The sequence below is a fragment of the bacterium genome, from assembly GCA_021108215.1.
Lineage (GTDB): Bacteria > Oederibacteriota > JAAXVQ01 > JAAXVQ01 > JAUVAV01 > JAIORK01.
The window spans coordinates 120,347-130,947 of the sequence record JAIORK010000029.1; the positions used below are offsets into that span (position 1 = coordinate 120,347).

12 protein-coding genes and 3 tRNA genes are annotated in these 10,601 nt (G+C 46.0%); 14 read left to right on the top strand and 1 reads right to left on the bottom strand.

Annotated features, from left to right (window positions below):
* Positions 1 to 272 precede the first annotated feature (272 nt).
* The gene (locus K8S19_06540) at positions 273 to 1,166 is read left to right on the top strand and encodes a hypothetical protein (protein ID MCD4813335.1); all 894 of its coding nucleotides are present in this window, start codon (positions 273 to 275) and stop codon (positions 1,164 to 1,166) included.
* Positions 1,159 to 1,749: a hypothetical protein gene (locus K8S19_06545; GenBank protein MCD4813336.1), complete on the top strand. Its 591-nt coding sequence runs from the start codon at positions 1,159 to 1,161 to the stop codon at positions 1,747 to 1,749. The genes K8S19_06540 and K8S19_06545 overlap by 8 nt, the downstream gene beginning before the upstream one ends.
* Before the next feature lie 43 nt (positions 1,750 to 1,792).
* Here K8S19_06545 and K8S19_06550 read toward each other — a convergent pair whose 3' ends face one another.
* The gene (locus K8S19_06550; GenBank protein ID MCD4813337.1) at positions 1,793 to 2,434 is read right to left on the bottom strand and encodes a hypothetical protein; all 642 of its coding nucleotides are present in this window, start codon (positions 2,432 to 2,434) and stop codon (positions 1,793 to 1,795) included.
* Between the two features lie 333 nt (positions 2,435 to 2,767).
* Here K8S19_06550 and der point away from each other — a divergent pair, with 333 nt between their 5' ends.
* The 12 genes from der to K8S19_06610 all read left to right on the top strand — a co-directional run bounded on the left by der (position 2,768) and on the right by K8S19_06610 (position 10,541).
* The gene (gene der, locus K8S19_06555; protein ID MCD4813338.1) at positions 2,768 to 4,093 is read left to right on the top strand and encodes a ribosome biogenesis GTPase Der; all 1,326 of its coding nucleotides are present in this window, start codon (positions 2,768 to 2,770) and stop codon (positions 4,091 to 4,093) included.
* Positions 4,090 to 4,725 carry a glycerol-3-phosphate 1-O-acyltransferase PlsY gene (plsY, locus tag K8S19_06560; protein MCD4813339.1) on the top strand — a complete coding sequence of 212 codons (636 nt, stop codon included), beginning with the start codon at positions 4,090 to 4,092 and terminating at the stop codon, positions 4,723 to 4,725. The genes der and plsY overlap by 4 nt, the downstream gene beginning before the upstream one ends.
* Before the next feature lie 18 nt (positions 4,726 to 4,743).
* The gene (locus K8S19_06565) at positions 4,744 to 5,802 is read left to right on the top strand and encodes an NAD(P)H-dependent glycerol-3-phosphate dehydrogenase (protein MCD4813340.1); all 1,059 of its coding nucleotides are present in this window, start codon (positions 4,744 to 4,746) and stop codon (positions 5,800 to 5,802) included.
* The gene (locus K8S19_06570; GenBank protein MCD4813341.1) at positions 5,799 to 6,101 is read left to right on the top strand and encodes an HU family DNA-binding protein; all 303 of its coding nucleotides are present in this window, start codon (positions 5,799 to 5,801) and stop codon (positions 6,099 to 6,101) included. Before K8S19_06565 ends, K8S19_06570 begins: the two co-directional genes overlap by 4 nt.
* 24 nt (positions 6,102 to 6,125) lie before the next feature.
* Positions 6,126 to 6,521, top strand: a complete 396-nt coding sequence (locus K8S19_06575; protein MCD4813342.1) for a MerR family transcriptional regulator — start codon at positions 6,126 to 6,128, stop codon at positions 6,519 to 6,521.
* 138 nt (positions 6,522 to 6,659) lie between these two features.
* Positions 6,660 to 6,735: transfer RNA gene (locus tag K8S19_06580), tRNA-Pro, on the top strand.
* A gap of 189 nt (positions 6,736 to 6,924) precedes the next feature.
* A tRNA-Pro gene (locus tag K8S19_06585) sits at positions 6,925 to 7,000 on the top strand.
* A gap of 185 nt (positions 7,001 to 7,185) precedes the next feature.
* Positions 7,186 to 7,935: a hypothetical protein gene (locus tag K8S19_06590; GenBank protein MCD4813343.1), complete on the top strand. Its 750-nt coding sequence runs from the start codon at positions 7,186 to 7,188 to the stop codon at positions 7,933 to 7,935.
* Positions 7,929 to 8,213 (top strand): acylphosphatase, encoded by a 285-nt coding sequence (locus tag K8S19_06595; GenBank protein ID MCD4813344.1) that lies wholly within the window; start codon positions 7,929 to 7,931, stop codon positions 8,211 to 8,213. Before K8S19_06590 ends, K8S19_06595 begins: the two co-directional genes overlap by 7 nt.
* Before the next feature lie 17 nt (positions 8,214 to 8,230).
* Positions 8,231 to 9,919, top strand: a complete 1,689-nt coding sequence (locus K8S19_06600; GenBank protein MCD4813345.1) for a sigma-70 family RNA polymerase sigma factor — start codon at positions 8,231 to 8,233, stop codon at positions 9,917 to 9,919.
* 17 nt (positions 9,920 to 9,936) lie between these two features.
* On the top strand, positions 9,937 to 10,452 hold the full coding sequence (locus K8S19_06605) for an adenine phosphoribosyltransferase (GenBank protein ID MCD4813346.1): 516 nt from the start codon (positions 9,937 to 9,939) through the stop codon (positions 10,450 to 10,452).
* Positions 10,453 to 10,464: 12 nt separating this feature from the next.
* A tRNA-Arg gene (locus tag K8S19_06610) sits at positions 10,465 to 10,541 on the top strand.
* The last annotated feature ends 60 nt before the right edge of the window (positions 10,542 to 10,601 follow it).

Consider the following 10,601-nt stretch of genomic DNA (forward strand, 5'->3'; position numbering starts at 1 on the left):
TGCAATCAAAACAGATTGCTTTGTCGCAAAAAATGCTCCTCGCAATGATAATTAAATATAAAGAAGTGTTGGACACACTACGCTAGCGTTTTTTGGGAGAATGATTGTTTGTGGCCGTTTTCGCGGCCGTTTTTTTGAATAACGATTTTTTCACAATAGGAAAATTTAGGCGGTGTTGCATCAACGCGAATTTACCTTGCTTTCTCATAAGAGATTAAAATATAATGATTTACAAATATTCAATAAAGACCAGTTTATTTTAGGAGCGTTGCATGAGCGAACCATCCGCGGTTGAATTACAGCAGCAGCATCCGCCTTCGTGCGGAAAATGGAGCTGGGGTGCAGCATTGCTTAATATTATTTGGGGGGGCAAACACGGAATTGATGTGGCTTTTTTAACATTGGTGCCTGTCTTGGGTTTGGGTGTCCCTATTTTGTTGGGATTGAAAGGCAATCAGTGGGCGTGGGAAAAAGGCGGCTGGAAAAGTGTGGAACACTTTGAACGCGTTCAACGTAATTGGGCTTTTTGGGGTTTTATAACTTGGTTTTTTATTTTTATTGTGTTGTTCATTCCGCTCATGTTTGGGATCGTTCAGTTGAAATGGCAACATTCTAAAATTTATAAAGATGCGATGACCGAATTTGTTAAAATTGATAAAATCCGGACACTTCTCGGGGAACCTATCCAGGGTCGTGTTGCCGCCGCCAAAACGCTTTCATCCGATCAGGCGCGATTTTCGGTCCGTCTTAAAGGGAGTAAAACGCGGGCGACAGTACGTTTTCACTTAATGAAAATTGAAAAACAATGGTCGGTCTACCGAATGACGCTGTACAATGCCACCGGGCAAGCAGGCATCGATTTTCCTTTGCCGGAGCACATGCTGATGGTTGGTGAGGGCAATCCGGTTCCTGCGCAAGATGAAAACCAAGTCCGGTATGACGTTGTGCTTAAAAGTGTCGGGGAGGCTGAATTGTATTCTTTGAGTAGCGTGTTGTGTGATCTCGATAATACCCTTGGAAAAAAGGCGGCAATTGAAGCTGTTCGTTATGCCCCGAAAATTATTTATCAAGGGGCTACTTTGGCAGGTGCTTTAAAAATCCAACGAAAACTGCAGGATTATGGTGCCGTGGTTGCCATCGAAAAGAAGCAGATCGGAAATGAATAAATTATCCGTTGATGTAAATGCTGCGGAGGAACAAGCAGCGCTGGCGTTTATGCGTGATGATTTTAATCAATGTTTTGAACAGATGCGATATTATGACAATCAAATTGTCGGCATTTTTAAATTTCTGTTTGTTGTGTACACTTTTTTAACCGGTGTGGTAACAGCGTTGTATCAATATTTTTTGGGAACTGCGCCGACAATGAAAACCCCGGCAGTGGTGACCCTGGGCGTAGGTTTGCTGCTCGGTATGTTTCTTTATGCCATTCTAATAAGAAATCGAATTTATTTTGTTAAAGCTGCCCGGTATATTAATATGCAAAGAGTTTTTTTTATGAAGATTAAACCCTTGGGATTTGAAAATGCCGTGCCGATGTATGATCAACCCGACCGGCCGCGGCATTTCAATTGGATCAGCTCACAGTCTTGGATGATTTATATGGTGGCTTTTTTAAATGCCATGGTGTTCTATATGATCAGTCTTTTTAGCCGGTCGTTTTCCAGCCTGGCAGGCGCGGCGATTGCTTTTTCTGTTTTTTGTATTCAAATTGCCGCTGCCGTCATTGTACTCAAGTTAAGAGATTAAGCTTTCGGGAGTCGGGGTAGGATTATCAATGACCCGGCGGGTGTTAAGGTGCCGGGTGTTTATTTGTGATCGATACGCCAAGTGTATCCGGCTTGTATTTGGGATTCATGGGATCGTCTTTCCATGAGGATGGGTTGTCAGCGATATACTCCCGCAACAAGTTGAGACGGGTTTCGTTTTTAATTTGTTCATGTTCAAGTGGTTTTTTCCAGACAGGACCTTGTAAAGCGGCATTAAACTCATAGATGTATTTTGATGAGATATCAATAAATTTTTGGATTATTTCATCAATGTCCGCAGTGACTCCCGGATTTTCACCCAGCTCGGTTTTTTCCAGGAAAATATTTTTAAGAGGTAATTTGTGCAAAACCAGGATGCCGTGCAGATGGTTAGGCATCACCACGCAAAGATCCAGATGGATATTGGGATATAGGACGGGAAGGTCATACCAGCAGTCCTGGACAGCTTGACCTGTGGGATTTAAGTGGACCTGATGGTTTTTGATGGAGCCGAAGTGACAGGTACGCATAATGGTATGAAGTGATAGGAAATAGAGTTCGATTTCAGGCCGACCAAAAAGATCAGGTGTTGTTTTTGTTTCGGTTCGTTGCCCGGGTGGTCTGGAATTTAAATGTGAAATACGGATGCGGTTTGGTCCGGTTCGTCCTGATGGTTTTGAGAGCATGGTATTGAATCCTTGTCCTGGTTTGTATGTTGCTTATATAGATAAGACGCACAAGAAGGAATAATATTTCAAAAAAAATGATTTTTGTATAAAAAAATAGTTATCGTGCCAGCGCGAACACAATGGGCAGCTTGCCCGGCGTACTTACCCGGCGAATGCCGGGTGCCGGGTAAGCCTGTGGATTTTTATCCCCAGGGTGAGGAGACGCCTGTTGTGGACGGCGCTTGTCAGGTTTTTTTTCTATAACTTGTTACATTTCATTAAAAAATCACTCCCCTATTTACCTGAAACAGTATATAATCCCATTTTTAAAAATAAAAAGGTGATTGATTTATGTCGAGAAAAGTTGTCGCCATTGTTGGCAGACCGAATGTAGGCAAATCAGCTCTGTTTAACCGTATTATCGGTAAAGCACGAGCAATTGTTGATGAACATGCCGGGTTGACGCGTGATCGGAATTATGATATTGCCCGTTGGCTTGACCGGGATTTTTTACTTATTGATACAGGTGGTTTTGAACCGGAGTCAACCGACCATATTCTTAGTCAAATGCGGCGTCAGACCCAGTTGGCGATGGAAGAAGCGGATGTCATTGTCATGGTTGTTGATGGACGGACACCGCTTGATCATGCAGATCGGGAATTGGCCAAGCATCTGCGTAAATCAAGCAAACCAATTGTTCTGGGCGTTAATAAAATAGATAACGAGCAGTTGGAAGCGCAAGCGCATGATTTTTGGTCATTGGGATTTGGACATCCTTATGCCATTTCAGCATTGCACGGCCGCTGTGTTGATGAACTGCTCGATGCGGTAATTGAGCACATTCCGCCAATAACCAAACCAACCGAAGAAGATGAGTTGACAATTAAAATTGCAATTACCGGCAGGCCCAATGCCGGCAAATCATCCCTGGTGAATAAAATTTTGGGGACAGACCGTGTGCTGGTGCATGATGAGCCGGGGACGACGCGAGATACGGTGTCTTCGTTTTTTCAGTTTCAGAAACGACCCTATCAAATTTTGGATACTGCCGGATTGCGGGCAAAGAAAAGAATTTCTCATGCGATTGAGCGGTACGCGGTGATGCGGGCGTTGCGGACCATTGAAGAGACGCATATTGCGGTTTTAATGCTGGATGCCAGCTGCACGATTACAGAACAAGACGAACATATTGCCGGATACATCCATGAATCAGGACGCGCCTGTATTTTGGCAATTAATAAATGGGATTTGATTGAAAAGGATACGCATACCACAGACCTGTTTATTAAAGGATTGCGGAAGCGGATGCCGTTTATGGATTATGCCCCGGTGATTACAATCTCTGCAAAAGACGGGCAACGTGTAAACCGGCTCTTAGAACTGGCGGCCTATGTAGATGAACAGCATGTAATGCGGATTAAAACCAGCTTGCTAAATAAAGCACTTCAGGATATTATCCATAAGCATCCGGCACCCAGCCGGCGGGGGAAGGTTTTGAAAGTGAAATATATCTCCCAAACCGGCGTCAGACCACCGGCTTTTGCTCTTTTTGTCAATGACGTCAAACGGATGCATTTCGCTTACCTGCGACATATAAAAAATGAATTACGCGCCCGGTTTGGTTTGGAAGGGACGCCGCTGATTATTATGCTGCGGGGCAGTAAGGAGAAAAAATGATAATAGTGACCTTGAAAATTATTGGGATTTTACTCGTTAGCTACGGGATAGGGTCCATTCCTTTTGCGTATGTTTACGGGAAAATACGCGGTGTTGATATTCGGACACAAGGGTCGGGCAATCCAGGTGCGACGAACATTATGCGCGTGTTCGGAGTGTTTTCCGGAATTTTAGTATTATTGGCAGATGCGGCGAAGGGTTATCTGGCAGTGGTTATTATTGCCGGATGGGCTGTGACGGGGAATCCCGATTTACTTAAAGTCGCCTGCGGTCTGGCCGCGATTATGGGGCATACGTTTACGTTTTTTCTTCGGTTTAAAGGCGGGAAGGGGGTTGCCACAACTTGCGGCGTTTTTTTAGGTTTGGCACCCTTGGCAACCTTGCTGGTTTTAATTCCATTTGTGGTTGTCGTGGCACTTACCCGCTATATTTCAGCCGGATCATTGGTGGCTGCACTTAGTTTTCCGGCAATCATCTGGTTTGTCGGTGAAACCGGACACCAGTATTTATTTTTTTATGTTTCGGTTTTATCAGCACTGATGATCGTTTTGAAGCACCGGGCGAATATCGGTCGGATTGTAAAGGGAACGGAAAACAAATTCGGGCAGAAGGTTAAAGTGTCTTCGAAATAAAGTGATGGGATGGATTTTATGACGGAAACTGTTACGCAAGGGGACCAACAGACGATTAGTGTTATCGGCGCCGGAGCATGGGGAACTGCATTGGCGATTATTTTAGCGCAAAACAACCATGCTGTCAGGCTTTGGGAATTTTTTCCTGACTATGCCGCGATTCTCAACGATCGCCGGGAGAATCCGAAATTTTTACCGGGCATAAAAATTCCGGAAACAATCCGCATTACCAGTGATTTGGAAAAAGCGGTTCAGGACAGCCGGATTGTCGTTATGGCGGTTCCTTCCCAGGTGCTGCGAACCGTCATTCGGAAAATTGCCGGCTATGGCATGCCGCTGGACACCATCATAACAGCATCCAAAGGGATTGAACAAACGACTTTGATGAGGATGTCGGAAGTTGTTAAACAAGAATGCGGATTATGCCGGGAGTGTTGTGTGCTTTCCGGTCCCAGTCATGCAGAGGAAGTCAGCCGGCAGATTCCAACCTCCGTTGTCGCGGCGGCAAAGGATGTAGCAACCGGAACATTTATTCAGACGTTGTTTAGTACGGAACATTTTCGCGTCTATAGCAGTCAGGATGTTGTAGGGGTTGAATTGGGCGGTGCGTTGAAAAATGTTATTGCGATCGCCGCCGGCATTGTGGATGGCTTGGGATTGGGAGATAATACCAAAGCAGCCCTGATGACCCGCGGGTTGGCGGAGATGGGACGTTTGGGCAGGGCTTTGCAGGCGAAACCGGAGACGTTTGCCGGACTCTCCGGTATGGGAGATTTAGTTGTGACTTGCACGAGTCAGCATTCCAGGAATCGTCGCGTTGGGGAAGAACTTGGCCGGGGCCGGACGCTGGAAGAAATTTTGAACAGTATGGAAATGGTCGCCGAAGGGGTCGAGACCACCAAGTCCGCCAAGCGCCTGGCAGATCAGAAAAACGTTGAGATGCCCATCATCACCGAGGTCTACAAAATATTATTTGAAGTCAAGTCACCCCGGATCGCGGTCAAAGATTTAATGCAGCGTCCCCGAAAAACGGAAATGGAGACCGGCGGGAAATCCGGATCGGAGGCAATAGGTTGAAAAGCAAACCATCCAAAGAAAAAACGGTTACGAAGGCAGTGTTGGCTCAAAAATTATCCGAACTGGGTCTGTCACGTCGCTACTGCCGGAAAATAATCGATTATTTTTTTGAACAGCTTACGGATTCGCTCCTGAAAGGTGAGGTCATTCATCTGGTTGGTTTTGGGTCGTTTCATTATAAAACAAGAAATCCAAGAAAGAGCCGCAATCCCAGAACAGGTGAATCGGTTGACGTGCCAAAAAAGAAAGTAATACAGTTCAGAGCGGGCAGTGGATTAAAAAAACTTGTTAGACAGTGAGTTTAAAGTATCAGGGAGGCATTTATGCCGAAAGCAAAAAAACAACCTGCGAGTGAAGGGAAGTCTCTTCCGGAAAAAATGTTTTATCAGATTCGGGAAGTCAGTGAAATTGCAGGTGTAAAATCACATGTGCTGCGGTACTGGGAATCGGAATTTCCGCAGCTTAGACCCGACAAAGGGAGCACGGGTCAGCGGATTTACCGGAGTAAAGACCTGCGGCTGATCCAGAAAATAAAACAACTGCTTTATGATGAAAAATTTACGATTGCGGGTGCCAAAAGAAAATTATCCGGCGAACTGCGTCCTGAAAAAGCGCAAATGAATTTAAAATTAGGGTTACGCGAGAATAAATTATTTAATACAATCCATCGCGTGAAAAAAGAACTGGAAGGTATACTGCAAATGCTCAATCGTGAATAACTGGACGGTTGGATTTTTTAGGTATCAGGAGTGTTTGCGGAGTTTTAAATGATTTTGAAAAAACAAAAACAGCGGTTGCACCGGATAAGGCTTTCGGGTATAGTATGGCCTTTTCGTTTTAGGATGCGTTTTGTTTGTCGGGGCGTAGCGCAGTGGCTAGCGTGCTCGCTTGGGGTGCGAGAGGTCGGAGGTTCAATTCCTCTCGCCCCGACCAGTAAAATTTTCGCTTTGCGAAAATTTTGGAGCAGCTGAGCAGTAGAACAGTAGAGCAGGAGAGAAAAGCGAAGCTGCAGTCTGCGGTTCTACAGTTCGGGAAATCAAGAGCAATGGAACCTCCGGTCTCTCAGGGGGATTGGGGGAACAGCTATTTTTAAAAATTTGAAAGTCGGTATTGATCTTATGTCGGGGCGTAGCGCAGTGGCTAGCGTACCTGCTTCGGGAGCAGGGGGTCGGAGGTTCAAGTCCTCTCGCCCCGACCAGTAAAATTTTCGCTTTGCGAAAATTTTGGAGCAGCTGAGCAGTAGAACAGTAGAGCAGGGGAGAAAAGCGAAGCTGCAGTCTACTGTTCTACTGTTCGGAAAACCAAGAGCAATAGAACCTCCGACCCCAAAGGGGGCTCGGTATAATATGAAGTACCAAGTGAAGAGTATTTGAGGACTAAAGGATGTTTCCCAAAAATAATAAAAACATTTTTTTTCTTGCAGGCATTGGGGCGCTCCTTTCGCTTTTCGCGGTCAGTCAAGCATGGGCAAAAGTTGATTTGGCCACACGTTATTTAGAACGCGGGACATCGCTTGCGGGGCCTACCGGCTGGGTTAACATTCCATCGGCTTCGGTTCCCGGATCAGGGAATTTATCGGCCGGAATTCATTTGAATCGGGCTAAAATAAATATAGGATTATTCGACTTTATTGAGGCAGGACTTTTTTTTAATGCGGATGAATTGGCGGCGGCGTTTGAACCTTACCGGAATTTGTCTCGCTGGGATCTGGTGGAAAAAAATGTTCCGGCATTTTTAAAGGATGCTTTCCGGGGTCAGGCAAAACTTAAGCTGCTGGACCAAGATTGGGCGGCTATTGGTTTGGCGGTTGGTGTTGAAGAACAGGATTACTATTGCACTGTTCAGCGTTTTTTTACCGGATTGTCCAATGTGACGCTGCTCGTCGGCTGGGGAACCGGACGTTTTGAAAAAGGTTATTTCGGATTGGGAAAAACCCTTTTTCCCGGGTCGGAAATGATTTTTGAGTACGATGCAACCGGCATTAATATTGGAATACGGATGTTGCTGGCATCCAATTTAGTTCTTTCGATCGCTGGTCGAAATTTGGATACGATTGGAGAAGTTCAGAATTTAGGTGAGGTTATATCAGATCATTTGATTTTTGGGATTACTTATGTTGAAAAACTATGGTGAAACCGGAGCGGCGATTGCGTGCGGCAGCTTCAGGATTGGTTCAAGGTGTTGGGTATCGTTATTTCATCCAGCGCACAGCAGTTTCGATGCACCTGACTGGATTTGTGAAAAACCAGGCAGATCGGTCTGTTTTGGTGGAAGCGCAGGGGCAGGAAAAAATGTTGGAGCGTTTTATTCTCGCAATGAAACAAGGCCCGGAGTTGTCTGTGGTTGAAAAGGTAAAAGTAGAATGGCTGGACCCCGAATCTGATTGGGTGGACTTTCAAATTAGCTTCTAGGGTAAAGGAACCGTTGCATGGCAATTACTCAGAAGAAAAAAGCAGTTAAAAAAAAGAGCGTGAAAGCGCAATCGCAGACTAAAAAGGCAACCTCTCGTTCGGGAAAGGCTGCCAACGGGATTGCCCCGACAAAAATCAAGAAAAGTATTCATTCGAAAAAAAATATCCTAAAAAGCGTATTAAAAAAAAATGTAAAAGTTGACCGTTCGGCAAAACTGAAAAAAGCCGGCCGCCCGGTTAAACTGAAAAAAGCCGGCCGCCCGGTTAAACTGAAAAAAGCCGGCTGCCCGGCAAAGTTGAAAAAAGCCGGTCGTCCGGCCAAACTGAAAAAAGTCGGCCGCCCGGCAAAGTTGAAAAAAGCCGGCCGCCCGGTTAAACTGAAAAAAGCCGGTCGTCCAGCCAAACTGAAAAAAGTCGGCCGCCCGGCAAAGTTGAAAAAAGTTGGCCGTCCGGCCAAACTGAAAAAAGTCGGCCGCCCGGCAAAGTTGAAAAAAGCCGGCCGCCCAGCTAAAATAAAAAAAACCGGCCGTCTGGTAAAAATCTTTCAAATTAATAATAAATCAAAAGAAAATTTGAAGCGCGGCCGTCCGGCGCGAATAAAATTCGGCCTGGGGGAGGAGAAGAGGACGCCGGTATCGGCGAATGAAGTTAAATCGCACGCTTTGGGTGACAGGGAAAATGAACGCCATTCAGTGCCCGATGAATCGACCCACAGCTTGAATGCGGAGGAGACGCTTCAGGGTGAGGCGCTCGCGCAGGAGAATGAAGCAGTAAAAGAAGAAGTTGAGCTTGGTCACGAACAGGATCAAGCGAAGCTGGGATATCAGGTGCTGGAAGATAAGGAAGAAAAACGGGGGCGCAAAGGGCAGGAAATTGATGCGGTCAAGCAGTACCTTGTGGAAGTCAGTAAAGTGCCGCTCTTGACTTTTGAGCAGGAGCAGGCGTTGGCGTATCGTGTGAAAAAAAATGATGCTACAGCGCGGCAGACGATGATTGTCAGTAATCTGCGTCTGGTGATTTCCATGGCCAAGCGTTATTTGAATCGGGGGCTGTCTCTGCTTGATTTGATTGAGGAGGGCAATCTGGGTTTGATGCGGGCAGTTGAAAAATTTGAACCTGAAAAAGGTTTCCGGTTTTCAACCTATGCTGCCTGGTGGGTGCGCCAGCACATCAAACGCGCTTTGGCAAACCAAAGCAATCTTATTCGATTGCCCGTCCATGTGGTTGAAAAGGTATCGCGGTTTTCGCGTGTGAAGTATGAACTGTCTCAGAAGCTTCGGAGGGAACCCTCGTCGCATGAAATCGCCAAAGCGCTGAAAGTTACCGTGGAGTATGTCAATGAACTTATGCAGGTAGATCAAAAACCCGCTTATCTGGAAACCATGGTGGGACATTCTGAAACGGATGGAAGAAAATTGGGGGATTTTCTGGAAGACAAGAAAAATGAGTCTCCGGATGCCAGTATTCTGGGGAATATTCAAAAAGAGCGCTTGCAAGACATGCTCAATATATTGACTGAAAAAGAAAGAATGATTATTATTACGCGCTTCGGGCTTGATGAGGCCTCTCCCTGTACGCTTGAACAGACCGGAAAAGTTTTTGGACTGACACGCGAAAGAATCCGGCAAATCGAAATGACTGCACTGAAAAAATTACGTGCTTATTTACGCCAGGGTCATTCCGGCGTTGAGGATATTTTTAAATGAACGAGGTGACGGATATGGTGGAAAAAATCAAAGAGAAGGTCCGTGATATTTTGAATTTTCCTAAACCGGGTATTGTATTTAAAGATATAACACCGCTGCTGGGCGATCCCAGGCAGTTTCATAAGGCAGTTGATATGATTGCCGACCATTATTCCGGAAAAAGAGTTGATCAGATTGTGTGTGTGGAAGCGCGCGGGTTTATTCTGGGGGCACCTCTGGCGTATAAATTGGGTACGGGCATTGTTCCGGTACGCAAACCGGGAAAGTTACCCGGACAAACGCTTCAGACGACCTATGCATTGGAATATGGCACAGATTCGCTGGAAGTTCATGCTGATGCAATTAAACCGGGCGAGCGTGTCTTGATTGCTGATGATTTGTTGGCTACCGGCGGGACAGTCGCGGCAGCCATGGATTTAATTGGGAAATTAAAAGGTGAGATTGTCGGTATAACATTTCTCATTGAATTGGCATTTTTAAAGGGGCGGGAAAAACTCGGCAATCAGGATGTGTTTTCCCTGCTGACGTATTAAGCGGGTCGTGTCGCCCCCGTAGCTCAGTTGGATAGAGCAGCGGTTTCCTAAACCGTTGGCCGTGCGTTCGAATCGCGCCGGGGGCACCAGTCCCGCACCGAAGGTGCGGGACAGAGCAGCCGAGCAACAGATCAGCAGATCAGCAAAGG